The organism is Piscinibacter sp. XHJ-5, from assembly GCF_029855045.1.
In the GTDB taxonomy this organism is placed as follows: domain Bacteria; phylum Pseudomonadota; class Gammaproteobacteria; order Burkholderiales; family Burkholderiaceae_C; genus Albitalea.
Map to the genome: position 1 here is coordinate 2133795 of NZ_CP123228.1, position 25929 is coordinate 2159723.

Sequence of the window (25929 nt, forward strand, 5' to 3'; positions counted from 1 at the left end):
CCGCTGCGCCATCGTGGCGACAACCCTCCTATCTGATGAAGTCGATCAATCCGCCCGAGTTGCTGCGCACGCTGTACGACGCGGCGGTGGCGCGGGCGCGGCCGGAGGTGGTGATGGGCGAGCACCTGCCGCCGCCACCGAAGGGTCGCACGCTGGTGCTGGGTGCGGGCAAGGCCGGCGGGGCGATGGCCGCGGCGGTCGATGCGCTGTGGCCGCGCGAGGCGCCGTTGAGCGGGCTGGTGGTCACGCGCTACGAGCACGTGCCGCCGGCGTACCGCGCGGCGCCCGGGCGCATCGAGGTGGTGGAGGCGGCGCACCCGGTGCCCGACGAGGCGGGGCGGCGCGCCGCGCAGCGCATCGTCGAGCTCACGCGCGGGCTGACGGCCGACGACCTGGTGCTGTGCCTGGTCTCCGGGGGTGGCTCGGCGCTGCTGTCGCTGCCGGCCGAGGGGCTGACGCTGCAGGACAAGCGTGCGATCAACCAGGCGCTGCTGCACAGCGGGGCGGCCATCGACGAGATGAACTGCGTGCGCAAGCACCTGTCGGCGATCAAGGGCGGCCGCCTGGGCGCGCTGTGCGCGCCGGCCCAGGTGGTGACGCTGCTGATCAGCGACGTGCCGGGGGACGATCCGGCGGTGATCGCCAGCGGGCCGACGGTGGCTGACCCGAGCAGCTGCGCCGATGCGCGGGCGATCCTGCAGCGCTACGGCATCGCGGTGCCGCAGGCGGCGCAGCGCGGGCTGGACAGCGGCGCGTTCGAGACGCCCAAGCCGGGCGACGCGCGGCTGGCCGGGCAGGTGGTCAAGCTGATCGCCACGCCGCAGCAGAGCCTGGAGGCGGCGGCCGCGCGGGCGCGCGCGGCAGGGCTTGGGGCGCACATCCTGAGCGACGAGATCGAGGGCGAGTCGCGCGAGGTGGGCAAGGTGCACGCGGCGCTGGCGCGGGCGGTGGCGCGGCGCGCGCAGCCGTTTGCCGCGCCGTGCGTGATCCTGTCGGGCGGGGAGACGACGGTGACGGTGCGCGCCGCGGGCGGGCGCGGCGGGCGGGCCACGGAGTTCCTGCTGGGCTGCACGCTGGCGCTGCAGGGCGAGCCGCGGGTGCATGTGCTGGCCGCCGACACCGACGGCATCGACGGGGTGCAGGACAACGCCGGGGCGGTGGCCGGGCCCGACACGCTGGCGCGCGCGCGGGCGCTGGGGCTGAACGCGCGCGACGCGCTGGAGCGCCACGACGCGTACCCGTTCTTCCAGGCGCTGGGCGACCTGGTGGTGACGGGGCCGACCTTCACCAACGTGAACGACTTCCGCGCGGTGCTGGTGCTGTAGAAGCCACGCCACATTGGTATCTAAATGGTATTTAAGTGGTTATAATCTCCCGACGCCGTGTCAGGAGACCTCATGCCCTTCCCCTCATCCTCGCTGGCCGCCCTGGGCGCCGCCGTCTTCGCCGCGACGGTACATGCCGCCACCCCCGCCGCCCCGCGCATGTATGTCGGCTACGCCGGCAGCTGGAACACCAGCATTGCGGACCTCGTGCCGGCCAACATTCCGAACTACTTCACCCACGTGAACCTGGCGTTCGCCAGGCCCGATACCCGCTATGTCAAGGGCAGTCATGCCTTCGATCAATCCGTGGCCGGCTTCGAGTTCGTCGAAGGCGCGTCGACGAGCAACGGCCAGCGTCTGCTCACGCCGCAGCAGGCACAGGCACTGCGCAGCAACATCGCGGCGCTGAAGGCGCGCGGCACCCAGGTCTGGTTGTCCGTCGGCGGGTGGGCCTACAGCCGAGGCAGCGAGTGGGCGAACTTCGATGCAGCCCGTGTGGTCGACCTCGCCCAGGACCTGGGCGCGTCCGGCGTCGACATTGACTGGGAGGCCGAGGGCTCCCGTTGCAACAAGCTGGACGCGGCCTCGTTCGGCTGCAACACCGACGGCCAGATCGTCGGCATCATCGACCGCCTGCACGACGAGATCGGCGCGCGCGGCGCGCGGCTCGGCATCTCGGTCGCCGGCTGGTCCACGGGCGCCTACTACGTGCGCGGCACGCCGTTCGAGGAGGGGAAGGTCCAGTCGGGCTCGCCGTTCGGCGGCGTGATGTACACGGTCGTGAAGACGCGGGCCTCCAAGCTGAGCCATGTGAACCTGATGTCCTACGACGGCGGCGACACCTACGATCCGCGCGAGGGCTACGAGTCGTACCGGGCGATCTTCCCGGGCCCGATCAACGTCGGGATGGAGATCGCGCCCGAAGGCGCCGGCGACGCGACGCTGCGCATCCCGGCCCATGGCGTCGCCCCTGACGCCGACATGCTGACCGGCCGGAACAATGTCGCCACGCCCTACTACAACGTGGAGACGCTGGTGAACTACGTGAAGGCCAAAGGAAAGCCCAACGACGGCTTCATGCTGTGGCAGATCTGGAAGCAGCGGGTGCACCAGCCGGCGCCCGCCGGGGCCGCGACCGAGAACAGCGCCGGTCAGTTCGTGTGCCGCAACCTGCCCTTGAAGGGCGATTGCCGCCAGACGATCCCGGCGCTGCCCAAGCTGCAGTGACGGCGCGCGGGCGGTGCCCCGATCCTCCGAGGGCGCATCGTGAGAGGGTCGGCCGGCGTGGCCCCGTCGTGCAGCCGCTACCATCCGCCCCCAGACGGTTTCCTTTCCCTTCCCCATGACCCATTGCGGTGTGCGGCCGGCACCACGGCCGGCGGCTTGCCTGAGCGAGCTGCCCCGCTGGCTGCGCGCCGGCCTCGTCGGCCTCGGCCTCGCCGGCTGCGGCGTGGCAGCGTCGCAGCCGATCTCCGATCCGCTGGTGGTGGCACCGGCGCACATCCGCCTCGGCATCGAGAAGCTGAAGTTGCCGGGCGGCGAGAACATGGGCCTGGTCGGCAGCAGCTACCTCATCGACCTCGGCCACGGCTTCTCCGCAGGTCCAGCGGTCTACGGTGCCATCAGCGGAAGGCGCGGCGGCCTCTTCACCGTCGGCGGCGAGCTCGCCTGGCAGCACGCACTCGCTGGCCCGCTCAGCGTGGACCTCGGCTTCTATGCCGGCGGCGGCGGCGGGGGCAGCGCGCCGGTGGGTGGCGGCCTCATGTTGCGCCCGCATGCCGACCTGCTGTGGGACTTCGGGCCGTTTCTCGCCGGCGTGTCGGCCTCGCGGGTGCGCTTCGCCAACGGCGACATCGACAGCCGCCAGCTCGGCCTGGTGTGGAAGGCGAAGACCGATTTCCGCTATGTGCCCCGCGACCGCATCGGCGAGCGCTCCGACCTCGGCGGACGTTCCGGCATGGGCTTCGATCGTGTCCAGGCGGTGGTCGGCACCTACCGTCCGCGACCGGGAGCGCGGCTCGTCAGCGGAGGTGAGCTGAGCCGCTCCATCGGATTCGTCGGCGCGCGGCTCGAACGCGCTGCCGGCAACCACCTGTACTGGGGCATCGAAGCCGGCGGCGCAGCGCGCGGCGGCGTGGCCGGCTATGCGGAATTCCTCGGCACCGTCGGCAGCGAACTGACCGTGTGGCCCGACGTGCTGACGGTCGGCGGGCGAGCGGCCTTCGGCATGGGAGGCGGCGGCGATGTCGACGTGGGCGGCGGTCTGCTGACGAAGGCGGCGGCCTATGCCACGCTGCGGCTGTCGCGCGAGCTCGGCCTGTCGCTCGAAGGCGGGCTCACGCAGGCGCCGCAGGGCAGCTTCAAGGCGCGGCACGCCGCGCTGTCGCTCAACTGGATCCTCGACGACCCGAGCGATCTCACCGCTCCGCCGCGCAACACGCGCACCGAGTGGGCGGGCGGCGTCGAGCGCTACGAGGCGCTGCGGCGTGACGGCAGCCGGCGCGCGCTGCAGGCGGTGTCGCTGAAGGCCAATCGATTCGTCACGCAGCACCTCTACCTCACCGGCCAGGTGCACAGCGCGGCCGGCGGGGGCGCGGGCGGCTACACGGCCGGACTGATCGGCGTCGGCCTGCAGTCGCCCGTCGGCGGACGCTGGCATGTGGGCGGCGAGGCGGTGATCGGGGCGGCCGGCGGAGGCGGCATCGAGACCCGGGGCGGCGCGATCGTGCAGCCCAGCGCCTACATCGGCTACGACCTCAGTCCCTCGCTGTCGCTGCGCGTCGGCGCCGGACGCATCAAGTCGCTGAAGAACGACGGACTCGACGCGAACATGGTCGATGTGGTCCTCGCCTTCACCTTCGGCGTGGCCGGTCACGGCTATCGATGACCCGCTCGGCGATCGTCGTCGGCGGCGGCCCGGCCGGGCTGATGGCCGCCGAGACACTGGCGCAGTCGGGCGCCCGTGTCGATGTCTTCGATGCCATGCCCTCCGTCGGCCGCAAGTTCCTGCTGGCGGGCAAGGGCGGCCTGAACCTCACGCACTCCGAGCCCTTCGATGCGTTCGCTTCCCGCTTCGGCGCGCGCCGGCCGCAGATCGAGCCGCTGCTGCGCGCCTTCGATGCCGGTGCGCTGCGGCAGTGGGCCGGCGGGCTCGGTGTCACGACCTTCGTCGGAAGCTCGGGACGCGTCTTCCCGCTCGACATGAAAGCCGCTCCGCTGCTGCGCGCCTGGCTGCACCGCCTGCGCGGGCAGGGCGTGCGCTTTCACATGCGCCACCGCTGGGTCGGCTGGGGCGATGACGGCGCGGGGCTGCGCTTCGCGACGCCGGCCGGTGACCATGTCGCTCGTGCGCCGGCGGTCGTGCTGGCGCTCGGCGGGGCGAGCTGGCCGCGGCTGGGCTCGGACGGGGCGTGGCTGCCGCTGCTGCGCGATCGCGGCGTGCCGGTGCGCGAGCTCCTGCCATCGAATTGCGGCTTCGACGTCGCCTTGCCGCACGGATGGAGCGAGTTCTTCCGCGATCGATTCGCCGGTCAGCCGCTGAAGAACGTCGCGCTGTCGTTCGACGGCGCCGACGGCACGCGCCTGCATCAGCAGGGCGAGTTCATCGTCACCGAAGGCGGCGTCGAGGGCAGCCTGGTCTACGCCGCGTCGGGCGCCTTGCGCGACACGATCGCGGCGACCGGGGTCGCGCTCGCGCACATCGACCTGCTGCCGCAACGCAGCGCCGGATTCGTCGCTGCGGAAGTCGCGCGCCCGCGCGGTTCGCGTTCGCTGTCCACGCATCTGAAGACGCGGCTCGGGATCGAAGGCGTGAAGGCCGCACTGCTGCGCGAGCTGCTGCCGCGCGAGGTGTTCAACGATGCGGCGTCGCTGGCCGGCGCGATCAAGGCGCTGCCGCTGCCGCTGGCGCGTCCGCGCCCCGTCGCCGAGGCGATCAGCAGCGCCGGTGGCGTGCCCTTCGAGGCGCTCGACGACGGCCTCATGCTGCGGGCGCTGCCGGGTGTCTTCGTCGCCGGCGAGATGCTCGACTGGGAGGCTCCCACCGGCGGCTATCTGCTGACGGCGTGTTTTGCGACGGGTCGCGCGGCGGGCGCGGCCGCCTCGATGCGCTGAGAAAAAACACCACCATCGCTATGGCACACTGCGCGCCTTCTTCGCAGTCTGCCCCTCCCGAATTGGACAAGATCCTGTTGCAACTGGCGGCCGAACTCAAGGTCCGGCCGGCCCAAGTGAACGCGGCCGTCGAACTGCTGGACGGCGGTGCCACGGTGCCTTTCATCGCCCGCTACCGAAAGGAAGCGACCGACGGACTCGACGATACGCAGCTGCGCGAGCTGGAGACCCGGCTCGGCTACCTGCGCGAGCTGGAGGAGCGGCGCGCCGCGGTGCTCAAGAGCATCGACGAGCAGGGCAAGCTCACCCCCGAGCTTCGCGCCGCCATCGAGGCCGCCCCGACGAAGCAGGAGCTCGAGGACCTGTACCTGCCGTACAAGCCCAGGCGCCGCACCAAGGGCATGATCGCCCGCGAAGCCGGCCTCGAACCGCTGGCCGACAAGCTGTTCGCCGATCCGTCGCTCGATCCCGCGGCCGAAGCGCTGGCCTTCGTCAACGCCGATGCCGGCTTTGCCGATGCGCTGGCCGTGCTCGACGGCGTGCGCGACATCCTGTCCGAGCGCTGGGCCGAAGACGCCACGCTGGTCGGCAAGCTGCGCGAGTGGCTCTGGTCGGAGGGCCTGTTCCGTTCGAAGCTGATGGACGGCAAGGACGAGAACCACCCCGACATCGCCAAGTTCCGTGACTACTTCGACTACGACGAGCCGATCCGCAGCGTGCCGTCGCACCGCGCGCTCGCGGTTTTCCGCGGCCGCACGCAGGAAGTCCTCGATGCCAAGCTGGTGCTCGACGAGGAGCCGGTTCCCGGCCAGCCGAGCCTGGCCGAGGGACGCATCGCCATCCACCTCGGCTGGAGCCACGCGAAGCGTCCCGCCGACGACCTGATCCGCAAGACCGTCGCCTGGACCTGGAAGGTGAAGCTGTCGCTGAGCCTGGAGCGCGACCTCTTCGCACGCCTGCGTGAAGAGGCCGAGCACGTCGCGATCAAGGTGTTCGCCGAGAACCTTCGCGACCTGCTGCTCGCCGCCCCTGCCGGCAAGCGCGTCGTCATGGGTCTCGATCCGGGCATTCGCACCGGGGTCAAGGTGGCCGTGGTCAGCGACACCGGCAAGGTGCTCGACACCAGCACGGTCTATCCGCACGAGCCGCGCAAGGATTGGGAAGGCTCCATCCACACCCTGGGTCGTCTGTGCGCAACGCACGGCGTGAACCTGATCGCCATCGGCAACGGCACCGCCAGCCGCGAGACCGACAAGCTCGCGGCCGACCTGATCAAGCGCATCCAGCAGGTGGCGCCGGGCACGCACATCGAGAAGGTGGTCGTCAGCGAGGCGGGTGCTTCGGTGTACTCGGCGTCCGAGTTCGCGAGCAAGGAGCTGCCCGAGCTGGACGTGAGCCTGCGCGGCGCGGTGTCGATCGCGCGGCGGCTGCAGGATCCGCTGGCCGAGCTGGTGAAGATCGAGCCCAAGAGCATCGGGGTGGGCCAGTACCAGCACGACGTCAACCAGAGCGAGCTGGCGAAGAGCCTGGACGCGGTGGTGGAAGACTGCGTCAACTCCGTCGGTGTCGACCTCAACACCGCATCGGCTCCGCTGCTGGCCCGCGTGTCGGGACTGAGCAGCGCGGTGGCGGCGAGCATCGTGCGCTGGCGCGACGCCAACGGCGCGTTCCGCAACCGGCAGCAGCTGCTCGACGTCGCCGGGCTGGGCGCCAAGACCTTCGAGCAGGCCGCCGGCTTCCTGCGCATCCGCGGCGGCGACAACCCGCTGGACCTGTCGGGGGTGCACCCGGAGACCTATCCGGTGGTCGAGCGCATTCTGGCGAGCGTGAAGAAGCCGGCGGGCGAGGTGATGGGGCGCAGCGACGTGATCCGGGCGCTCAAGCCCGAGGCCTTCGCCGACGAGAACTTCGGCGCGATCACGGTGAAGGACATCCTCGCCGAGCTGGAGAAGCCGGGCCGCGACCCGCGCCCCGACTTCAAGGTCGCGCGCTTCAACGACGGCGTCGAGGACATCAAGGATCTGCAGCCGGGCATGACGCTGGAGGGCACGGTGAGCAACGTCGCCCAGTTCGGCGCCTTCGTCGACCTCGGCGTGCACCAGGACGGCCTGGTGCATGTGAGCCAGCTCAGCCACAAGTTCGTCAACGACGCGCGCGAAGTGGTGAAGACGGGCGACATCGTCAAGGTGAAGGTGCTCGAGGTCGACCTGGCCCGCAAGCGCATCTCGCTGACGATGAAGCTCGATGCCAAGCCGGTGGGCAAGGGCGAGGCCGGCGGCAACAGCTTCCGGCAGCCGGGCCGCGGCGAGCGGGTGCCCTCGTCCGGCAACCGACAGGCCGCACCCCAGGGACAGTCGGCGATGGCCGCGGCATTCGCGAAGCTCCAATCCAAGAATTGATGCCGAAGGAAGCCGCGCTCGCGATCCACGCCGGCCCGCGCGCGCTGAAGCAGCTGCGCGAAGGCCGTCTTCGACCGCAGGACGTGCGCGCGATCCCCGCGGCGGCAGGCGGGCCCAAGGGACTGGTGCTGAGTCCGCTCGACCAGTTCATCTTCGGCGAATGGCTCGCGGCGAGCGATCACACCGTGCACCTGCTGGGCGCGTCGATCGGCGCCTGGCGCATGGCCACCGGCTGCCTCGACCGGCCGGCGGCCGCGTTCGCGCAGATGGCCGAGGATTACATCCGCCAGGAGTACGAGCACGCGCCCGGCAAGCCGCCCAAGGCAAGCCACGTGAGCGAGGTGTTCGGCGCCAAGCTCGCGGAGCGCTTTCTTCGAGAAGCCCACGATGGGCGAACCGGCGCGCAGCAGGTGTTGCAGCATCCGCGCTTTCGGCTGCATGTGTTCACCAGCCGCGGCCGGCATCTGATGCGGCGAGAGGGGCGCATCCGCACGCCGCTGGGCTACCTGGGCGCCTTCGCGACGAACGCGCTGAGCCGCAAGGCCATGGGCGGCTGGCTGGAGCGCGTGATCTTTTCCGATGCACGCGATCCGCTGCCGCTGCACCTGCACGACTACCGCACGCACATCGTTCCGCTCGATGCGCACAACCTGCAGCCCAGCATCCTCGCAAGCTGCTCCATCCCGTTCTGGCTCGAGGCGGTGCACGACATCCCCGGCGCACCGCGGGGCGCGTACTGGGACGGCGGCATCACCGACTACCACCTGCACCTCGACTACGCGTCGATGCATGAGGGCCTGGTGCTTTACCCGCATTTCCAGAAGACGGTGATCCCGGGCTGGCTCGACAAGGCCTTCAAGCACCGGCATCGCGCAACCCAGCATCTCGACAACGTCATCGTGCTGTCGCCCGAGCCGCAGTGGGTGAAGACGCTTCCCAACGGCAAGCTGCCGGACCGCAACGACTTCAAGCACTACGGCGACGACACGCCGGCACGTGTCAAGGCGTGGACGCGCGCGGTGCAGGAGAGCCAGAGGCTGCGCGACGAGTTCGCGGCCTGGGTGGGCGGTGCGGCAACGATCGAGCTGAAGCCGCTGACCTGACCTTTGCGCGCTACGGAAAACGCGGTGTTCGTCCTAATATCGCGACCGATCCTTCCCGACCACCACACCCAAAGAGGAGAGAGCGCATGAACCGATTCCACTCGCTCGCGGTTGCCGCCGCCTTGACGGCACTCGGCGGCTGCGGCAGCGCGCCGGAGAGCGTGGCCGCCAGCGGCAGCACCGCTAGCCGCGCCGCTCCGGCTGCACGCGCCAAGGCCACCGCCACGCTCGAGCCGACGCGTGGCAACACCGCGGCCGGCACGGTCACCTTCGAGCAGCACGGCGACCACGTCATGGTGGTCGCCAAGGTCACGGGCCTGAAGCCCAACCAGGATCACGGTTTCCATGCGCACGAGAAGGGTGACTGCTCGAGCGGCGACGGCATGAGCACCGGCGGCCACTTCAATCCGAACGGCAAGCCGCACGGGCCCCAGAGCGGCGACCACCATGCGGGCGACATGCCCGCGCTCAAGGCCGATGCCAACGGCAACGCCGATGCGCGTTTTCACCTCACCGGGGTGACCCTCGGCTCGGGCCCCGCCGACCTGATCGGCAAGGGGCTGATCGTCCACGCGCAGCCCGACGACTACACGACCCAGCCGACCGGCAATGCCGGCGGCCGCATTGCCTGCGGCGTCATCAAGCCGGCGTGACGTGGCGGTGGGGACCACCCCCACCCGAGGCGCTATGCCTGCGGCTTGAGCAGGTGCACATCAATCGCCCCAGGAGCACGCGATGAACCTGCCCAACCACGAGCTGACCATGACGGTGCTGATGACGCCCGACATGGCCAACTTCACCGGCAACGTGCACGGAGGCACCATCCTCAAGCTGCTGGACCAGGTCGCCTATGCGTGCGCGAGCCGCTACTGCGGGCGCTATGTCGTCACGCTGTCGGTGGACCAGGTGATGTTCCGCCAGCCCATCCATGTCGGTGAACTGGTGACCTTCCTGGCGAGCGTCAACTACACCGGCACGACCTCGATGGAGGTCGGCATCAAGGTTGTCGCCGAGAACATCCAGACCCAGACCCTGCGGCACGCCAACAGCTGCTTCTTCACCATGGTCGCCATGGACGCCGAGCGCAAGGCCGCCGCCGTCCCGCCGCTGGTCCCCGCCACGCCGGACCAGGTGCGTCGTCACCACGCCGCAAAAGCCCGGCGCGATCTGCGGCAGGAGTTCGAGCAGCGCATGAAGGCGATGCGCGCCGTCTAGCTTCATCAAGTGTCTGCATCCGGTTGGAGAAAGCCTGCGTAGAGCGGCTGAGGCACCGACCCCCGGTGTCCGGAGCCGGCCCCGCTGCGCGCGCGGCCGTCCGCCATGTTTGGACCCAGCCGGAAGGAAGACACACCATGAGCCATCGTTCACTACACCCGGGCCGCTTGCTGCCCGTCGTGGCCGCCTTGTGCGCCACCGCCGCGGGGCTGCTTGCGCTGCCCGCGCATGCCTCCAGCCATCGCGAGGCGCCCTTCATCACCACCGCGCCCAAGGTCGACGGCACCGACCTCTACATGTTCTCCAGCTACGAGCCCGGCCGCGAGGGCTACGTCACGCTGATCGCCAACTACCAGCCGCTGCAGGCGCCGTACGGCGGCCCGAACTACTTCCAGATGGACCACAACGCGCTGTACGAGATCCACATCGACAACGACGGCGATGCGCGCGAGGACCTCACCTTCCAGTTCCGCTTCAAGAACAAGCTCAACAACGCCACGCTGCCGATCGGCGGCAAGAACGTCGCGATTCCCTTGATCCAGGCGGGGCAGGTGACCGACGTGAAGTCGCCTTCGCTCAACGTCAGCGAGAGCTACACCGTCGATGTGGTGCGCGGCCACCGCCGCACCGGCTCGCGCGCGGCGGTCACCAACGCCGTGGGCGGCAGCGCCACATTCGACAAGCCTGTCGACAACATCGGCACGAAGACGATTCCGGACTACGCGGGCTACGCGGCCAAGCACGTCTACACCGTTGCCATTCCCGGCTGCAACATGCCCGGCAAGCTCTTCGTCGGCCAGCGCAAGGAAGCCTTCGCGGTGAACCTCGGCACGATCTTCGACCTGGTCAATGCGCCGGTGTCGGTGATCACGAATCCCGCGCTCATCAACGCCGCCCCCAACACCATCGACGATGCCAACGTCACTTCGCTGGCGCTGGAGGTCCACAAGAGCTGCCTCACCAAAGGCTCCGATCCTGTGATCGGCGCCTGGACCACGGCCAGCCTGCGCCAGGGGCGTCTGCTCGACCCCACGCCCAGGCAGGGTCTGCAGACGAGCGAGGTCGCGGGCGGCGCGTGGACGCAGGTGTCGCGACTGGGCATGCCGCTGGTCAACGAGGTCGTCATCGGCCTGCCCGACAAGGACCGCTTCAACGGCTCGCGTCCCAAAGACGACGGGCAGTTCGCCGACTACGTCACCCACCCGACGCTGCCGGCATTGCTCGAGATCGCGCTCGGCCTGCCCAACATCGCGCCGAAGAACCTGCCGCGCACGGACCTGGTGACGACCTTCCTGACGGGCATCAAGGGCGTGAACCAGCCGGCTGCGCCGACGCCGTCGGAAATGCTGCGTCTGAACACCGGCACGCCGCCGACGCCGGAAGCCATGCAGAACCGCCTCGGCCTGGCGGGCGGCGATGCGGCGGGCTATCCGAACGGCCGCCGGCCGAAGGACGACACCGTCGACATTTCGCTGGTGGCGGTGATGGGCGGGCTGTGCATGCTGAACGGCGACAACAACGCGCTGGGTCTCGGCGCCGACTGCAAGCCGGCCAACGTCCCGCTCGGCGCCACGTCGCTGAAGCTGCACGACGCGGTCGACCAGGCCGTGGTGCCGCTGCTGCCGAAGTTTCCCTACCTGTTCACGCCGACCCCCGGCGCCCAATGAGGGAGTGGCCATGAATCGCAGTCACACCTGGATCGCCCTGTTCTCGAGCGTCGTGCTGCTGAGCGCCTGCGGCGGCGGAGGAGGAGGCTCGCAACCGCCTGCCGAGGCGCCCGCGGCCACCGATGCGGTGCCGTCCGAAGCGAGCGCATCGATGGCGGGCCTGATGACCTACCTCACGGCGCTGGCGGCCGAGCCGGTGGAGCAGAAGGAAGCGCTGGACCTGGGCGGCTTCGCGCCGAAGAGCGACGAGGAGTCGGAGCCACAGCCGCTGCGCTGATCGCGTCACGATTGTTGCTGCATGCAAAGTGCGCGGCGTCCCGCCAACGGCGGGGCGCCGCATCCCGTTGATCGGTGCAGAGCCTCCGTCGCGGGGTGCCACAGGAGCAACGGGATGAGATCGTCCGCATTCGCCGCCGCCTTGGTCGCGGCCCTGATCGCCACCGGCTGCGCCACCCCGCGGCACGGCGCACCGGTTCCTGCCGCCCCGCAGGGCGGCAGTTACTACGGCAGCCAATACGGCGTTGTCCAGAGCATCGACACCGTGAGGGCGCAAAGCCAGACCAGCGGCGGCGGCGCCCTCGTCGGCGGCGCCGTCGGCGGTCTGGTGGGCCGCCAGCTCGAGCACGGCCGCAACCGCGACCTGGCCACCGGTGTCGGCGTCGTGGCCGGCGCGATCATCGGCAACGAGATCGAGAAGAACAGCCGCGGCGCACGCGACATCTACCGCGTCACCGTGCAGCTGCGCGGCGGCGGGCTGCGCAGCTTCGACTACGCCTCCCTGAACGACGATCTGCGCGTGGGCGATCGTGTCCGCATCGAGAACAACCAGCTGTATCGCTGGTAGGCCGACCTTCGCCTACAATCGACGCTCTTCACGAACAAGGGCGAGAAAGGCAATGCCGGTTATGACACCGCGAACTACCACCAGCAGCACTGCTGTGTAGCTGGCCGCGGCTCGTCTCGACTTCATCCTTCTCGTTCCCACGAAGCGCGGCTCACCCCCGCGCTTTTTTGTTTTCTACGGAGCTTTTCCATGGTCTCGATCCAGTTGCCCGACGGTTCCAAGCGCGAGTACCCGAGCCCTGTCACCGTCGCCGAGGTGGCGCAATCCATTGGCAGCGGGCTGGCCAAGGCGGCGATCGCCGGGCGCATCGGGCAGGGCGATTCGGCGCGAGTGGTCGACACGAGCTTTCGCATCGACCGCGACACGCCGCTGGCCATCGTCACCGAGAAGGACCCGGCCGGCCTCGAGGTCATACGCCATTCGACGGCGCATCTGCTCGCCTACGCGGTGAAGGAGCTGTTCCCGGAGGCCCAGGTGACGATCGGGCCGGTCATCGAGAACGGGTTCTACTACGACTTCTCGTACAAGCGTCCTTTCACGCCGGAGGACCTGGCCGCCATCGAGGCGAAGATGAGCGAGCTCGCGAAGAAGGACGAGAAGGTCGAGCGGCGCGTGCTGCCGCGCGACGAGGCGGTGGCGTATTTCAAGGGCATCGGCGAGCACTACAAGGCCGAGATCATCTCCAGCATCCCGGCCGGCGAGGATGTGTCGTTGTACCGCGAGGGCGCATTCGAGGACCTGTGCCGCGGGCCTCACGTGCCCAGCACGGGGCGGCTGAAGCACTTCAAGCTGATGAAGGTGGCCGGCGCGTACTGGCGCGGCGACCACCGCAACGAGATGCTTCAACGCATCTACGGCACGGCGTGGGCGACGAAGGACGAGCTGCAGCAATACCTGCACATGCTCGAGGAAGCCGAGAAGCGAGACCACCGCAAGCTGGGCCGGGAGCTCGATCTTTTCCACATCGATGACCACGCGCCCGGCCTGGTGTTCTGGCATCCCAAGGGCTGGACGATCTGGCAGCAGGTCGAGCAGTACATGCGGCAGGTCTACCGCGACAACGGCTACCGCGAGGTCAAGGGCCCGCAGATCCTCGATCAGGGCCTGTGGGAGAAGACGGGCCACTGGGACAAGTACCGCGAGAACATGTTCACGACGGAATCGGAGAAGCGCGACTACGCGCTCAAGCCGATGAACTGCCCCGGGCACGTGCTGATCTACAAGCAGGGCATCAAGAGCTACCGCGACCTGCCGCTGCGCTACGGGGAGTTCGGCCAGTGCCACCGCAACGAGCCGACGGGCGGCCTGCACGGGATCATGCGAGTGCGCGGCTTCACGCAGGACGACGGCCACATCTTCTGCACCGAGGACCACATCCTGGCGGAGTGCGTCGCCTACACGGCACTGCTGCAGCGGGTCTACAAGGACTTCGGCTTCAAGGACATCATCTACAAGGTCGCCACGCGCCCCGACGCGCGGATCGGCTCCGACGAGGTCTGGGACAAGGCCGAGGCGGCGCTCATCGAGAGCCTGAAGGCCTCGGGCTGCGAGTTCGACATCGCGCCCGGCGAGGGGGCGTTCTACGGCCCGAAGATCGAATACACGCTGAAGGACGCCCTGGGCCGCCACTGGCAATGCGGCACGATGCAGGTCGACTTCTCAATGGCCGGGCGTCTGGGCGCCGAGTACGTGGCCGAGAGCGGCGAGCGGCGCACGCCGGTCATGCTGCACCGGGCGATCGTCGGTTCGCTCGAGCGTTTCATTGGCATCCTGATCGAGGAGCACGCGGGCGCCTTGCCCGTCTGGCTGGCCCCGGTGCAGGTGGTGGTGCTCAATATCACGGAAGCGCAAGCGGAATATGCGGCCGAAGTGGTGAAATCGCTTCAAAAACAAGGGCTTAGAGTTGAATCCGATTTGCGCAACGAGAAAATCAACTATAAAATCCGGGAGCATTCGATGCAGAAGGTCCCGTTTCTCCTTGTCGTCGGCGACAAGGAGAAGGCCAACGGGGCCGTTGCGGTGCGCGCCCGGGGCAATCAGGACCTGGGTGTGATGCCCCTGGCAGACTTCCACGCGAGGATCGCCAGCGACATCGCCCACAAGGTGTGAACCTCCGCCAGCAATGGCAGGGCGCGCGCATTTCGTCATTTGGGATTCCAAGAGGCCTTGGAGTCCGCTGAGAGGTTTGAACCATCGCTACTTTTGCTGACCGCCGTACTCCCAACGCCGAGCGCAAGCACCGCCTGAACCGGGAGATCATGGCACCGGAAGTCCGTTTGAACGGCGTCGAGAACGAGCCCCTGGGCATCGTTCCGATCCAGGAGGCCCTGCGCATGGCAGGCGACCTGGACGTGGACCTGGTGGAGATCGCCGCGCAGGCGGATCCCCCGGTGTGCCGCCTGATGGACTACGGCAAGTTCAAGTACCAGGAGCAAAAGCGCGCAGCGGAAGCCAAGGCCAAGCAGAAGGTCATCGAGGTCAAGGAAGTGAAGTTCCGCCCCGGCACCGACGAGGGCGACTACCAGATCAAGATGCGCAACCTGCGCCGCTTCATCGAGGAGGACGGCGACAAGGGCAAGGTGACCTTGCGGTACAGAGGCCGCGAAATCACCCACCAGGAGATCGGCATGCGCCTCCTGGAACGCATCCGCGACGAACTGGCGGATGTGGCAGTCGTGGAGAACATGCCAAAGCTCGAAGGGCGCCAGATGATCATGGTGCTGGCCCCGAAGCGGAAGTAAGAGAGTTCAGCGGTCCGGTCTGGTCACCGGGCCGCTGTCAGAAGCGTCTGAAGGCCTACAAGACGGCGAGCCTCGCCGGCGCCTGCAGCGCAAATCAGAAGGAGCAGTCATGCCCAAAATGAAGACCAAGAGCGGCGCGAAGAAGCGTTTTCGCGTTCGCCCGGGTGGCACCGTCAAGCGCGGTCAGGCGTTCAAGCGCCACATCCTCACCAAGAAGTCCACGAAGAACAAGCGCCACCTGCGTGGCTCTGTCGCCGTGCACGAGACCAACATGGGCCACATCGAGAAGATGCTGCCCTTTGCCGGCCTCTGACCCACTGCTGAAGGAGAAAACTCATGCCTCGCGTCAAACGTGGTGTCACCGCCCGCGCACGTCACAAGAAGGTTCTCGCGCTCGCCAAGGGTTTCCGCGGCCGCCGCAAGAACGTGTTCCGCATCGCCAAGGAAGCGGTGATGCGGGCTGGGCAATATGCCTACCGTGACCGTCGCACCAAGAAGCGTGTTTTCCGCCAGCTCTGGATCGCCCGCATCAACGCGGCGAGCCGGGGACTGGGGCTGACCTACAGCAAATTCATGGCTGGCTTGAAGAAGGCGTCGATCGACATCGACCGCAAGGTTCTCGCCGACATGGCTGTCAACGATCCTGCCGCCTTTGGCAGCATCGTCGAAAAGGTGAAGGCCCAGCTCGCTTGATGTCGCTGCCGCCGGGCCTTGCGGTCCGGCGGCGCGATCCGCCCGAGGCGAAAGCTTCGGTGCAAGCTCTCAAGGCCGACCTCACGATCGGCCTTTTTTCTTTCTGCATCCGATGAACGACCTCGATCAACTGGTGCTCGACGCCCAGACCGACTTCGCGAAGGCGCCGACGCCCGCAGAGCTGGAGAACGCGAAGGCGCGCTATCTCGGCAAGGCGGGCCGCGTCACCGAGCTGCTGAAGGCGCTGGGCGCGCTCACCGCCGAGGAAAAGAAGTCCCGCGGCGCGCTGATCAACGCCGCCAAGCAGCAGGTCGAATCCGCGCTCAACGCGCGCCGCCATGCGCTGGCCGAGGCCGAGCTCGAGCAGCAGCTCAAGAGCGAAGCGCTGGACGTCACGCTGCCGGGCCGCCGCCGGGGCGAAGGTGCCGTGCATCCGGTCATCCGCACGATGGAGCGCATCGAGCAGATCTTCGGCTCGATGGGTTTCGACATCGCCGACGGCCCCGAGATCGAGACCGACTGGTACAACTTCACCGCGCTCAACAGCCCCGAGAACCATCCGGCGCGCTCGATGCAGGACACCTTCTACGTCGACGCCAAGGATGCCGAAGGCCGCTGGCTCAATCTGCGCACCCACACCTCTCCGATGCAGATCCGCTATGCGCGCGCGCATGCGAAGAAATATGCGAGCGCGGCCCGCATGCCGGACATTCGCGTCATCGCCCCGGGCCGCACCTACCGGGTGGACAGCGACGCCACGCACTCGCCGATGTTCCACCAGGTCGAGGGCCTGTGGGTCGGCGAGAACGTGAGCTTCAAGGACCTGAAGGTGATGTACCTCGACTTCATCCAGGCCTTCTTCGAGACCACCGAGCTGCAGCTGCGCTTCCGGCCGAGCTACTTCCCGTTCACCGAGCCCAGCGCCGAGATCGACATCATGTTCGAGCACGGGCCGCTGGCCGGCAAATGGCTCGAGGTGTCGGGCTCCGGCCAGGTGCATCCGCAGGTCATCCGCAACATGGGTCTCGATCCGGAGCGCTTCATCGGCTTCGCCTTCGGCTCCGGCATCGACCGGCTGGCGATGCTGCGCTACGGCATCAGCGACCTGCGCCTGTTCTTCGACGGCGACCTGCGCTTCCTGTCCCAGTTCAAGTAAACGGAAACTCGAGCAATGCAATTCCCCGAGTCGTGGCTGCGCGAGTTCTGCGATCCGCCGCTGTCCACCGCCGATCTGGCCGACCTGCTCACCATGTCCGGCATGGAGGTCGAAGACCTGCGCCCGGCCGCACCGCCGTTCACGAAGGTGGTGGTCGGCGAGGTGCTGTCCGTCGAGCGGCACCCCAACGCGGACAAGCTCACCGTGTGCCGGGTCGATGCAGGCAGCGGGCAGATGCTGAACATCGTCTGCGGCGCGCCGAACGTGAAGGCCGGCATCAAGGTGCCCACCGCGCTCGTGGGTGCCGAACTGCCGCCGGCGGAAGAAGGCGGGAAGCCGTTTCAGATCCATCTCGGCCAGCTTCGCGGCGTGGAAAGCCAGGGCATGCTCTGCTCGGCACGCGAGCTCAAGCTGTCCGATGACCACGCGGGCCTCCTCATCCTTTCCGAGGACGCTGCGGTGGGCCAGGACATCCGCCAGCATCTGGGACTCGACGACACGCTGTTCACGCTGAAGCTCACGCCCAACCTCGGCCACTGCCTCAGCGTGTACGGCATCGCTCGCGAGGTCGCTGCGCTGACCGGCACGCCGCTCAAGCAGCCGTCCTTTCCGCCCGCGCAGCTGCGGCATGAGCAGAAGCTGCGCGTCACGGTGGAGGCAGCCGACCTGTGCGGACGCTTCTCGGGCCGCATCGTGCGCAACGTGGACACGAAGGCCCGCACGCCGGCGTGGATGGTCGACCGCCTCGCGCGTTGCGGCCAGCGCTCGGTCACCGCGCTGGTCGACATCTCGAACTATGTGATGTTCGAGTACGGTCGGCCGTCGCACATCTTCGATCTCGACAAGATCCAGGGCGGCCTCACCGTCCGCTGGGGCCGCCGCGGCGAATCGCTGAAGCTGCTGAACGGCAGCACCATCGAGGTCGACGAGCAGGTCGGCGTGATCGCCGACGACCAGGCGGTCGAGTCGCTCGCCGGCATCATGGGCGGCGACCGCACGGCGGTCTCCGACGACACGAAGAGCGTGTACGTCGAGGCCGCCTTCTGGTGGCCGCAAGCCGTGGCGGGCCGCTCGCGCCGCTACAACTTCGCCACCGACGCGGGCCATCGCTTCGAGCGCGGCGTCGATCCCGCGCTGACCGTCGAGCACATCGAACGCATCACGCGGCTCATCATCGACATCTGCGGCGGTGAAGCAGGCCCGATGGACGACCACGTCGTCGCGCTGCCCGAACGCAGACCCGTCACGCTGCGCGTGGAGCGCGCGGCCAAGGTGATCGGCATGCCGGTCACGCAGGCCGATGCGGCCGGCGTGATGAAGCGCCTGGGCCTGCACACCAGCGAGGGCGACGGCGTCCTGAAGGTCACGCCGCCCAGCTGGCGCTTCGACCTGCAGATCGAGGAGGACCTCATCGAGGAGGTGATCCGCATCCTCGGCTACGACAAGCTGCCCGACGCGCCGCCGATGGCGCCGGTGCGCGCGCGCGTGCGCAGCGAGTCGCGACGCAGCCCGCACGCGCTGCGCCGCACGATGGCCGAGCGCGGCTACGTCGAGACCCTCAACTTCAGCTTCGTGGAGGAGCGCTGGGAACGCGAGCTTGCCGGCAACGATGATCCGATCCGCGTTCTCAATCCCATTGCGAGCCCGCTGGCGGTGATGCGCTCCAGCCTGCTCGGCAGCCTGGTGCAGGTGCTGCGCTACAACCTCGCGCGCAAGGCGCCGCGGGTGCGGGTGTTCGAAGTGGGCCGTGTGTTCTTGCGCGATGCGTCCGTCACCGACACGGATGCGAGCGTGGCCGGCGTGCGTCAGCCGATGCGCCTGGGTGGACTGGCCCATGGCAGCGCCGACGATCTGCAATGGGGCGCCAGGGAGCGCCACGTGGACTTCTTCGATGTGAAGGGCGATGTCGAGGCGCTGTTCGCACCGAAGGCGGTGCGTTTCGTGCCCGCCAGCCATCCGGCGCTGCATCCTGGCCGCGCGGCCTGCGTCGAAGTCGACGGCCGTGCCGTGGGCATCATCGGCGAGCTGCACCCGCGCTGGCGCCAGGCCTACGAGCTGCCGACCGCGCCCATCGTTTTCGAGCTGGAGCTCGATGCGCTGGTGACGCGCGATGTGCCGCGCTTCGAGCCGATTGCGCGCCACCAATCGGTGTGGCGCGACATCGCGGTGATCGCCAAGGAAGCGGTGACGCACGATGCGCTGATGCAGGCCATCCAATCCGCGCAGACGCCGCTGGTGCGCTCGGCGCAGCTGTTCGACATCTACAAGCCGTCGCAGCCGGCAGCCGACATCCATGCCGGCGAGCGCAGCCTGGCGGTGCGCCTCGAGCTGCTGGACGACGACGCCACGCTGACCGACGAGCGTATCGACGCCGCGGTGGCACAAGTCCTCGATACCTTGGGCTCGCGCCTCGGCGTGCGGCTGCGGAGCTGACGCCATGGCCGACAACGACAACAAGAATCAACCCGGCGCGCGCGTCGTCCTGCCCAGCCTGGAGACGCCCACGCTGACCAAGGCCGAGCTCGCGGAGCTCCTGTTCGAGCGCCTGGGCCTCAACAAGCGCGAGTCCAAGGACATGGTCGAGGCGTTCTTCGACATCATCCATGCGACCCTGGTGTCGGGCCAGGACGTGAAGATGTCCGGTTTCGGCAACTTCAACATCCGGCGCAAAGCTCCGCGGCCTGGCCGTAATCCGCGAACCGGCGAGGCGATTCCCATCAAGGCGCGCAACGTTGTCACATTTCATGCGAGCCACAAACTCAAGGGGGTCGTGCAAGGCGACATACCTTCGGGGGAGGAGTTCGAGTAAAGTCTTAGCTTTCTCGTCGGAACTTATTGATTTCAATGGAGAAAGCGCTTCCCGCCATTCCGGCCAAACGCTACTTCACCATCGGTGAAGTCAGCGATTTGTGCGGCGTGAAGCCGTATGTGCTGCGTTACTGGGAGCAGGAGTTCACGCAGCTCAAGCCCATGAAGCGGCGTGGCAACCGCCGCTATTACCAGCACCACGAGGTGCTGCTGATTCGTCGCATCCGCGAGCTGCTGTACGAGCAGGGATTCACCATCAGCGGCGCGCGCAATCGGCTGTCCGAAGCGCCGGCGCCGCGTGCCGAGCCGCCGCACATCGACGGCCTCGAGGTCGACGAGGTGGCCATCGCCGACGTCGTCGAAGAGATCCGCATGGACCTGCCGGCCGAGCCGACCGCCTCCGCCCCCGCCGCCAAACCCTCGGAGGTGTCGCTGATGCAGATGCGGCAGGAGCTGATCTCCATCCGCGGGCTGCTCACGCTGTGAATGGTCGTGGCGCCGGCCGGAGGGCCGGGCATCTCACCGTATAATCCGCCCTTCGTCGGGGTGTAGCGCAGCCTGGTAGCGCACTTGCATGGGGTGCAAGGGGTCGCGAGTTCGAATCCCGCCACCCCGACCATTGAAATCAACGGGTTAGCTTCCGCAAGGAGCTAACCCGTTCTGCTTGGTGGGTGCGTGGCAACAGAATTTTGGTTGGGTGCGACCCGCGGCGCCTGTACAACTGGTTCAAGTGCCGGCTTCGCTTGAGCCTTTCGGTTGCCCGCGTCCGGTGTGCGTCATGCCGAGTAGCTCGTATTCGTTCTCCGGCAAGTTGCGAATCTCGAGCGTTCCTGGCACGGGTGTTGACGTCGGGTCGCGCTCGAGCGCCTGCTCGCGTGTCATGAGGTACCGCGTCTTGATGCGCTTGCGCGGGCCGGTCTCGGCCCATGTCTCCCAGCGGTAGAACTCAGTCGGCTTCATGGCACGAGCTTGAGGGCTCGGTAGCTCACTAGATGATGCCGAAGGCCTCAGCCCCCTGAGCCCAAAGCAGCGTTGCAAGCAGTTCGCCGGTCTTCCTGGTCGTACACCAGGATTTCCGGTTTCTCCTTCGTGCTCCAGCGCCGGAGGACGATGCGATAACCCCTTTGCGTGCCTCGGTCTAACTCGATCGCAGCGTGCGCTGCGTCCCTCCGTACGACCCCGCGACTCCTAGCGCGGGTTAGCCCCCAACTTCAACTCGGGGCTTCTCTTAGCACTTTCCTTCGGCGGGTCACCCGGCTGCACAGCCGGGTTCTGCAACAACTCCTCCGCGGCAAGGATCGGAGCCATCGTCCTGAATCGATCGATGGCCAAGCCGCGTGGATGAGTGCCTTCGCGTCGTCGCGATCGACGTTGCGGCGGCGCCTCAGCATTGCATCCAGGCACCGCGCTTCCCACGTCTCTTGGGGCAACGTATCCGACTCGATCTGCTGCGACATATGGCCCCCGACGGCCTGTCGGCGTCGACGAGGCAGGCATGGGCCCGTAGACGGGCTGCTTGTTGTACGCGTTGTGCAGGTAGGCGTAGAGGTCGAGCGAACTCTGCGCGTAGATGTCGCCGTCGGTGCTCCACAGCAAGACCGGCACACCAGCGTCGACCATCTTCTGGGCCAGGTTGCCGACGGTTCGCTGCTCCCAGAACTCGGTGTAGTACGCCTTGGGGCCTCCTGCTTCGATGTCGGCCACGTTGGCGGCTCCGGCGGCCGCTGTGTCGCCAGCCATCGCAACCCCGATCACCCGCTGAAAATTGAGAGTCTGCGTCGGGACGCCGCCTGCAAAGTAGGTTTCCCGATAGAACTCTGCGCCCATGCAACTGGCCTGTGCGGCCTTGACCGGCGAGTTCGGCCCCAACGCAGCAATCGTGAAGGCCTGCGTGAGGCCCATGTAGGAATTGCCGTGCAGGCCCACCGTCGCCTTCGAGTTCTGCAGTTGATTGGCGGCCCACATGACGAGCTCTGCGCCATCGGACGCCCAGTCCCTATCCGGCGACAGCCGCCTGCGAAGAAGCGGGGTAGACGTGCTCGGCGAACCCGTCCGTTCGCCCCTGACGTCGCCGATCAAGCCACTTTCTGCAGATCCTGTGGCGGCCGAATCGATCGCCTGCCGCATCGCCCGGCGGTCGAGTCCCACGCGCAGCGGACGACGGTGTCGAGCATCCTGCGGTTGCGCTCCACTTGAGCCACTGGCCGCGGATGCGATTGATGCACGCACAGCATGCTCTGCTGCTCGTTGTGTGTCTGGTCGCCGTCGGAAGAAGCGCGATCGGGGGCAGGATCGGGTCAGAGTGAGCGCGGGGCCAGCCAATTCACCAGCCGCGGCCAGGTTCGCGTCACCGCCCCTGCGCCCGCCACCAGGCTGACGTGGCCGCCCTTGATCGTCACTTCTTCCTTGTCGCGGCTGCCGACGAGGCGCACGAGGTCTCCCGAGGCCGCCGAAGGAACGACGTGATCGTGCTCCGCGACGACATGGAGCACCGGAACGGTGATGTCGCGCAAGTTGGCCTTTCGTCCGCGAACCTCGAATTCGCCTTTGCAGATCTTGTTGTCGTGGACGAAGTCGTGAGCCAGCTGACGGAAGGTCTCACCAGGCAGGGGCAGTGCGTCCGCGCCCCACCGCACGATCCGCAGGTGTGCCTTCACGAACGCAGGGTCTGCGGCATTGTTCAGCAGGGTCGCCTGGCCCGCCGCTTTCTGCAGCGGACGCATCAACTGGAACGCGGCCTCCACCATTGCGGGCGGGATGTTGCCCAGCGTGTCGACGATGAGATCCGGGTCCAGTCCCTGTGTCAGCAGCTTGCGCTGCAGTTCCATGCCCTCTGCGTTGACGGGGGTGGCGATGAACAGCAGATTCTTCACCGGTCCACGGGGATTCATTGCCGCATGCAGGGCGGTGAAGATGCCGCCAAGGCAATAGCCGATCAGCGTCAGCTCCCGCTGACCTGAATGCGCCTGCACCTGCGCGATGCATTCGGGAATGAGCTCGGCCACGTAGTCGTCGACCTTCATCTCGCGGTGCTCCGACCGGGGTGTGCCCCAATCGATCAGGTACACATCGAAGCCGGCGCGCACGAGGTGCTCGACGAAGCTCTGGCCGGGTGTGAGATCGAAGATGTACGGCTTGCTGACGATCGACATCACGATCAGCAGGGGCACGCGAAACACATCCGCGGTTTGCGGCAGGTAGTGATGGAGCCGCAGCGTGCCCTGTGCGTGGATCAGCTCCTTCGGCGTGGTCGCGGTTTCGCGCAGCATCTCGGCTTCGAGTGCTGCCATCGCCTCACGGTGTGCATCCAGCACGGCGGTGCCCACCTTCATGCGCGCCGCTTTCGAGCCGGCTTGGTTCGCACCGCGGTCGTTTCGGATGCAGAAGGCTGAGCAACGGCGGGTGACGGCAGCTTGCGACCGCGCGTGGGCTTGGCGGACGCAGTGGCATCCAGCGAATGTCGCAGCTGGACCAGGTTCGCCTCCACACGCGCCACGGCGTCTTCGAGGCTGCCAAGACGCTCGGACAACGCCACCAACTGGTCCTGAGTGGGCACGTTCATCATGGCCATCGAGCCGGCCATGCCTTCCTTCACCATCTGACTGGCGTACAGCGCGGCATTGATCTCCTGCCCCAAGGCGCGCGCCGTGGCGTCGTCCTTCATCAGGCGGGTCAGGCCCTCGCTCCAATCACGTTCGGATTGAGTGAACCATTCACGCCAGGCTTTCATCGGATCGAAGCGGGCGGCCGGCGTCGGATCTTTGTTCATGTCGTTGTCGCCTCAAAGGCTGATTGGACCTCGGTGTGTTGGAACACGTTCAGTTCCGATTTTGAGCCACATTGATGAAAAACGGAATAGAGCATAGAATTTCCTCGAACAGGAGCATTCGACCCATGTCGTATCCATTCGCTGGCATCACGGTGCTCGACCTCACCCAGATCTACAACGGACCCTATGCCACTTTCCTGCTTGCGCAGGCCGGCGCGGAAGTGATCAAGATCGAACCGCCGGGAGGCGAGCACCTGCGCAAGCGCTCCGGTGCTAGCGGTGCGGCCATGCCGTTCGCGATGCTCAACGCGAACAAGCGGACGATGACGCTGAACCTGAAGGCGCCGCGTGGGCGCGAGTTGCTGTTGCAGCTGGTCGAGCAGAGCGACGTGCTCGTCGAGAATTTCGCGCCGGGCGTGATGGACAGGTTGAATCTCGGTGAGAAGGTGCTTCGCGAAGCGAACCCCCGACTCATCTACGCATCGGGCTCGGGCTACGGCAAGACGGGGCCCTACCGCGACTACCCGGCGATGGACTTGACCGTGCAGGCGATGACGGGCGTCATCGACACCACGGGGTACCCGGAGGATCCGCCGGTGAAATCGGGTCCCGCCATTGCCGACTTCATGGCGGGCATCCACCTGTACGGCGCAATCACCACCGCACTGTTCGAGCGCGAACGCACCGGCCAGGCGCGCACCATCGAGGTCTCGATGATGGAAGCGGTGTATCCCACCCTCGCATCGAGCCTGGGCCTCTACTACGGCTCCGGCGGCGGGGCGGCTGCGCGCACGGCGAACCGGCATACCGGCATGTCCTTGTGCCCGTACAACGTGTACCCCACGTCCGACGGATACATCGCGATCATCACGAACAACGAGCAACACTGGCGTTGGCTGGTCGAAGCGCTGAAGTGTCCGCAGCTGGCGGAGGATGAACGCTTCGTCACCGTGAAGCAGCGCGTCTTCAACATGGATGCAGTCGATCACGCCATCGCCGAGATCACCCGTGGCTACAGCAAGGCCGCGCTGTTCGACCTGCTCATCAAGAACCGGGTGCCGTGTGCCCCGGTGCGCACGCTGGTCGAGGTGGTGAACGATCCGCACCTGCACGAGCGCGGCTCGTTGCGGTGGATCGAACATCCGGAGTACGGGCGCATCGTCGTCCCCACGACACCGCTGCGCTTCAGCGGCGAGGACGCTGCCGTTGCGTACCAGCCGAGCGCTCGCCTTGGCGCCGACACGACGGCGATCCTCGAGGAGCGCCTCTCGCTGGACGCCGCTCAGGTCGAGGAGCTGCGCGCACAGCAGGTGCTTTGACGTTGGTCGGTCAGACGGCCTGCCTGCCGCCGTCGGCCGGCAGCGTCACGCCGTTGACGTAGCTCGCAAGGTCCGAGGCGAGGAAAACAGCAGGCCCCGCGATCTCTTCAGGCCGGCCCAGCCGGCCGGCCGGAATTCGAGCCATGAAGCGGCCCAGCCGCTGCGGATCGTTGCGGGTGGCCTCGGTCATCTCCGTCTCGATCACGCCTGGCGCGATGGCGTTGACACGAATGCCATCCCTGGCGAGATCGGCCGTCATGGCTTGCGTCAGCATCTTGACGGCGCCCTTCGAGGGTGAATAGCCGACGCAGCCGGGCAGGCCCGTGAGGGCTGCGCCGGAGGCGATGTTGATCACGCATCCGCGTGTCCTGCGCAAGGCCGGCAGGAACGCATGCATCGCGTTGAAGGTGCCGAAGTAGTTCACCTCCATGAGTCGTCGAACCGCCTCGTGGACACGCGGGCTGTCCACGCTCTCCCGGATCATCAGGCCGGCGTTGTTGACCAGCACCTGCAGGTCGCCGATGTCGCGCTGAACGTCGGCGGCCAGCCGCGCACAGGCTTCGGGATCCGACACATCGAGCGCGAAGGCCCACGCAGAGCCGCCGCTGGCTTCGATCTCCGCCTGGATCTCGGTGCAAGAGGCGCGGTCGATGTCGGTCACGATGACGCGGGCGCCTGCGTGGGCATAGGCCAGCGCGATCGCGCGGCCGATGCCCCGACCGGCTCCAGTCACCAGGGCCAGCTTGCCTTCCAGCAACAGCACGGGATGCATCTCGC

The 25929-nt window shown here is 67.6% G+C and carries 25 protein-coding genes and 1 tRNA gene; 21 read left to right on the forward strand and 5 right to left on the reverse strand.

The window, feature by feature from the left end; genetic code table 11:
• The first annotated feature begins 35 nt into the window (after positions 1-35).
• The 20 genes from P7V53_RS10000 to P7V53_RS10095 all read left to right on the forward strand — a co-directional run bounded on the left by P7V53_RS10000 (position 36) and on the right by P7V53_RS10095 (position 20683).
• Positions 36-1325, forward strand: a complete 1290-nt coding sequence (locus tag P7V53_RS10000) for a glycerate kinase (RefSeq protein ID WP_280155336.1) — start codon at positions 36-38, stop codon at positions 1323-1325.
• Between the two features lie 72 nt (positions 1326-1397).
• Positions 1398-2552: a glycosyl hydrolase family 18 protein gene (locus tag P7V53_RS10005; protein WP_280155337.1), complete on the forward strand. Its 1155-nt coding sequence runs from the start codon at positions 1398-1400 to the stop codon at positions 2550-2552.
• Between the two features lie 115 nt (positions 2553-2667).
• Complete coding sequence (locus tag P7V53_RS10010) at positions 2668-4212, forward strand: hypothetical protein (RefSeq protein WP_280155338.1); 1545 nt, start codon at positions 2668-2670, stop codon at positions 4210-4212.
• Positions 4209-5438, forward strand: a complete 1230-nt coding sequence (locus P7V53_RS10015) for a TIGR03862 family flavoprotein (RefSeq protein ID WP_280155339.1) — start codon at positions 4209-4211, stop codon at positions 5436-5438. Before P7V53_RS10010 ends, P7V53_RS10015 begins: the two co-directional genes overlap by 4 nt.
• A gap of 62 nt (positions 5439-5500) precedes the next feature.
• Positions 5501-7837: a Tex family protein gene (locus tag P7V53_RS10020; protein WP_280155340.1), complete on the forward strand. Its 2337-nt coding sequence runs from the start codon at positions 5501-5503 to the stop codon at positions 7835-7837.
• Positions 7837-8940 carry a phospholipase gene (locus tag P7V53_RS10025; protein WP_280155341.1) on the forward strand — a complete coding sequence of 368 codons (1104 nt, stop codon included), beginning with the start codon at positions 7837-7839 and terminating at the stop codon, positions 8938-8940. The genes P7V53_RS10020 and P7V53_RS10025 overlap by 1 nt, the downstream gene beginning before the upstream one ends.
• A gap of 86 nt (positions 8941-9026) precedes the next feature.
• Complete coding sequence (locus tag P7V53_RS10030) at positions 9027-9593, forward strand: superoxide dismutase family protein (protein ID WP_280155342.1); 567 nt, start codon at positions 9027-9029, stop codon at positions 9591-9593.
• Between the two features lie 82 nt (positions 9594-9675).
• Positions 9676-10155 (forward strand): acyl-CoA thioesterase, encoded by a 480-nt coding sequence (locus tag P7V53_RS10035; RefSeq protein ID WP_280155343.1) that lies wholly within the window; start codon positions 9676-9678, stop codon positions 10153-10155.
• A 137-nt stretch (positions 10156-10292) separates the two neighbouring features.
• Positions 10293-11822, forward strand: a complete 1530-nt coding sequence (locus P7V53_RS10040; RefSeq protein WP_280155344.1) for a DUF4331 domain-containing protein — start codon at positions 10293-10295, stop codon at positions 11820-11822.
• Positions 11823-11832: 10 nt separating this feature from the next.
• Positions 11833-12099 carry a hypothetical protein gene (locus tag P7V53_RS10045; protein WP_280155345.1) on the forward strand — a complete coding sequence of 89 codons (267 nt, stop codon included), beginning with the start codon at positions 11833-11835 and terminating at the stop codon, positions 12097-12099.
• Positions 12100-12213: 114 nt separating this feature from the next.
• Positions 12214-12666, forward strand: coding sequence for a glycine zipper 2TM domain-containing protein (locus P7V53_RS10050; protein WP_280155346.1), 453 nt, complete (start codon positions 12214-12216; stop codon positions 12664-12666).
• Positions 12667-12855: 189 nt separating this feature from the next.
• The gene (gene thrS / locus P7V53_RS10055; protein ID WP_280155347.1) at positions 12856-14775 is read left to right on the forward strand and encodes a threonine--tRNA ligase; all 1920 of its coding nucleotides are present in this window, start codon (positions 12856-12858) and stop codon (positions 14773-14775) included.
• An 83-nt stretch (positions 14776-14858) separates the two neighbouring features.
• Positions 14859-15407, forward strand: coding sequence for a translation initiation factor IF-3 (gene infC, locus P7V53_RS10060; protein WP_280156478.1), 549 nt, complete (start codon positions 14859-14861; stop codon positions 15405-15407).
• Positions 15408-15516: 109 nt separating this feature from the next.
• Complete coding sequence (rpmI, locus tag P7V53_RS10065) at positions 15517-15720, forward strand: 50S ribosomal protein L35 (RefSeq protein WP_280155348.1); 204 nt, start codon at positions 15517-15519, stop codon at positions 15718-15720.
• 23 nt (positions 15721-15743) lie between these two features.
• Positions 15744-16100 (forward strand): 50S ribosomal protein L20, encoded by a 357-nt coding sequence (rplT, locus tag P7V53_RS10070; RefSeq protein ID WP_280155349.1) that lies wholly within the window; start codon positions 15744-15746, stop codon positions 16098-16100.
• A gap of 112 nt (positions 16101-16212) precedes the next feature.
• On the forward strand, positions 16213-17256 hold the full coding sequence (gene pheS, locus P7V53_RS10075) for a phenylalanine--tRNA ligase subunit alpha (RefSeq protein WP_280155350.1): 1044 nt from the start codon (positions 16213-16215) through the stop codon (positions 17254-17256).
• A gap of 15 nt (positions 17257-17271) precedes the next feature.
• Positions 17272-19689: a phenylalanine--tRNA ligase subunit beta gene (pheT, locus tag P7V53_RS10080; RefSeq protein ID WP_280155351.1), complete on the forward strand. Its 2418-nt coding sequence runs from the start codon at positions 17272-17274 to the stop codon at positions 19687-19689.
• 4 nt (positions 19690-19693) lie between these two features.
• Positions 19694-20065, forward strand: coding sequence for an integration host factor subunit alpha (locus P7V53_RS10085; protein WP_280155352.1), 372 nt, complete (start codon positions 19694-19696; stop codon positions 20063-20065).
• A 35-nt stretch (positions 20066-20100) separates the two neighbouring features.
• Complete coding sequence (locus P7V53_RS10090) at positions 20101-20550, forward strand: MerR family transcriptional regulator (RefSeq protein ID WP_280155353.1); 450 nt, start codon at positions 20101-20103, stop codon at positions 20548-20550.
• A gap of 56 nt (positions 20551-20606) precedes the next feature.
• Positions 20607-20683 (forward strand) — tRNA-Pro (locus P7V53_RS10095).
• A 107-nt stretch (positions 20684-20790) separates the two neighbouring features.
• On the opposite strand, the gene P7V53_RS10100 is transcribed toward P7V53_RS10095, so the two are convergent.
• From P7V53_RS10100 to P7V53_RS10115, 4 genes are all read right to left on the reverse strand, one after another.
• Positions 20791-21024 (reverse strand): hypothetical protein, encoded by a 234-nt coding sequence (locus P7V53_RS10100; protein WP_280155354.1) that lies wholly within the window; start codon positions 21022-21024, stop codon positions 20791-20793.
• Between the two features lie 228 nt (positions 21025-21252).
• Entirely contained in the window at positions 21253-22212 is a 960-nt protein-coding gene (locus P7V53_RS10105; protein ID WP_280155355.1) for a CocE/NonD family hydrolase, read from the reverse strand.
• Between the two features lie 149 nt (positions 22213-22361).
• Positions 22362-23396, reverse strand: coding sequence for an alpha/beta fold hydrolase (locus P7V53_RS10110; RefSeq protein WP_280155356.1), 1035 nt, complete (start codon positions 23394-23396; stop codon positions 22362-22364).
• Positions 23393-23833: a hypothetical protein gene (locus tag P7V53_RS10115; RefSeq protein WP_280155357.1), complete on the reverse strand. Its 441-nt coding sequence runs from the start codon at positions 23831-23833 to the stop codon at positions 23393-23395. The genes P7V53_RS10110 and P7V53_RS10115 overlap by 4 nt, the downstream gene beginning before the upstream one ends.
• A 125-nt stretch (positions 23834-23958) precedes the next feature.
• Between P7V53_RS10115 and P7V53_RS10120 the strand changes: the two genes are divergently transcribed.
• Positions 23959-25152, forward strand: coding sequence for a CoA transferase (locus tag P7V53_RS10120; RefSeq protein WP_280155358.1), 1194 nt, complete (start codon positions 23959-23961; stop codon positions 25150-25152).
• 10 nt (positions 25153-25162) lie between these two features.
• On the opposite strand, the gene P7V53_RS10125 is transcribed toward P7V53_RS10120, so the two are convergent.
• Complete coding sequence (locus tag P7V53_RS10125) at positions 25163-25924, reverse strand: glucose 1-dehydrogenase (RefSeq protein ID WP_280155359.1); 762 nt, start codon at positions 25922-25924, stop codon at positions 25163-25165.
• Positions 25925-25929: the final 5 nt, after the last annotated feature.

What these genes read in the sequence shown, in the direction of transcription:
- rpmI (WP_280155348.1), top strand. Translation starts at nt 15,517, where the DNA reads ATGCCCAAAATGAAGACCAAGAGCGGCGCGAAGAAGCGTTTTCGCGTT.
- pheT (WP_280155351.1), top strand. Translation starts at nt 17,272, where the DNA reads ATGCAATTCCCCGAGTCGTGGCTGCGCGAGTTCTGCGATCCGCCGCTG.
- P7V53_RS10115 (WP_280155357.1), bottom strand. Translation starts at nt 23,833, where the DNA reads ATGAACAAAGATCCGACGCCGGCCGCCCGCTTCGATCCGATGAAAGCC.
- P7V53_RS10000 (WP_280155336.1), top strand. Translation starts at nt 36, where the DNA reads ATGAAGTCGATCAATCCGCCCGAGTTGCTGCGCACGCTGTACGACGCG.
- rplT (WP_280155349.1), top strand. Translation starts at nt 15,744, where the DNA reads ATGCCTCGCGTCAAACGTGGTGTCACCGCCCGCGCACGTCACAAGAAG.
- P7V53_RS10015 (WP_280155339.1), top strand. Translation starts at nt 4,209, where the DNA reads ATGACCCGCTCGGCGATCGTCGTCGGCGGCGGCCCGGCCGGGCTGATG.
- P7V53_RS10110 (WP_280155356.1), bottom strand. Translation starts at nt 23,396, where the DNA reads ATGAAGGTGGGCACCGCCGTGCTGGATGCACACCGTGAGGCGATGGCA.
- thrS (WP_280155347.1), top strand. Translation starts at nt 12,856, where the DNA reads ATGGTCTCGATCCAGTTGCCCGACGGTTCCAAGCGCGAGTACCCGAGC.
- P7V53_RS10035 (WP_280155343.1), top strand. Translation starts at nt 9,676, where the DNA reads ATGAACCTGCCCAACCACGAGCTGACCATGACGGTGCTGATGACGCCC.
- P7V53_RS10050 (WP_280155346.1), top strand. Translation starts at nt 12,214, where the DNA reads ATGAGATCGTCCGCATTCGCCGCCGCCTTGGTCGCGGCCCTGATCGCC.
- P7V53_RS10125 (WP_280155359.1), bottom strand. Translation starts at nt 25,924, where the DNA reads ATGCATCCCGTGCTGTTGCTGGAAGGCAAGCTGGCCCTGGTGACTGGA.
- P7V53_RS10025 (WP_280155341.1), top strand. Translation starts at nt 7,837, where the DNA reads ATGCCGAAGGAAGCCGCGCTCGCGATCCACGCCGGCCCGCGCGCGCTG.
- P7V53_RS10030 (WP_280155342.1), top strand. Translation starts at nt 9,027, where the DNA reads ATGAACCGATTCCACTCGCTCGCGGTTGCCGCCGCCTTGACGGCACTC.
- P7V53_RS10045 (WP_280155345.1), top strand. Translation starts at nt 11,833, where the DNA reads ATGAATCGCAGTCACACCTGGATCGCCCTGTTCTCGAGCGTCGTGCTG.
- pheS (WP_280155350.1), top strand. Translation starts at nt 16,213, where the DNA reads ATGAACGACCTCGATCAACTGGTGCTCGACGCCCAGACCGACTTCGCG.
- P7V53_RS10120 (WP_280155358.1), top strand. Translation starts at nt 23,959, where the DNA reads ATGTCGTATCCATTCGCTGGCATCACGGTGCTCGACCTCACCCAGATC.
- P7V53_RS10005 (WP_280155337.1), top strand. Translation starts at nt 1,398, where the DNA reads ATGCCCTTCCCCTCATCCTCGCTGGCCGCCCTGGGCGCCGCCGTCTTC.
- P7V53_RS10085 (WP_280155352.1), top strand. Translation starts at nt 19,694, where the DNA reads ATGGCCGACAACGACAACAAGAATCAACCCGGCGCGCGCGTCGTCCTG.
- P7V53_RS10090 (WP_280155353.1), top strand. Translation starts at nt 20,101, where the DNA reads ATGGAGAAAGCGCTTCCCGCCATTCCGGCCAAACGCTACTTCACCATC.
- P7V53_RS10040 (WP_280155344.1), top strand. Translation starts at nt 10,293, where the DNA reads ATGAGCCATCGTTCACTACACCCGGGCCGCTTGCTGCCCGTCGTGGCC.
- P7V53_RS10100 (WP_280155354.1), bottom strand. Translation starts at nt 21,024, where the DNA reads ATGAAGCCGACTGAGTTCTACCGCTGGGAGACATGGGCCGAGACCGGC.
- P7V53_RS10010 (WP_280155338.1), top strand. Translation starts at nt 2,668, where the DNA reads ATGACCCATTGCGGTGTGCGGCCGGCACCACGGCCGGCGGCTTGCCTG.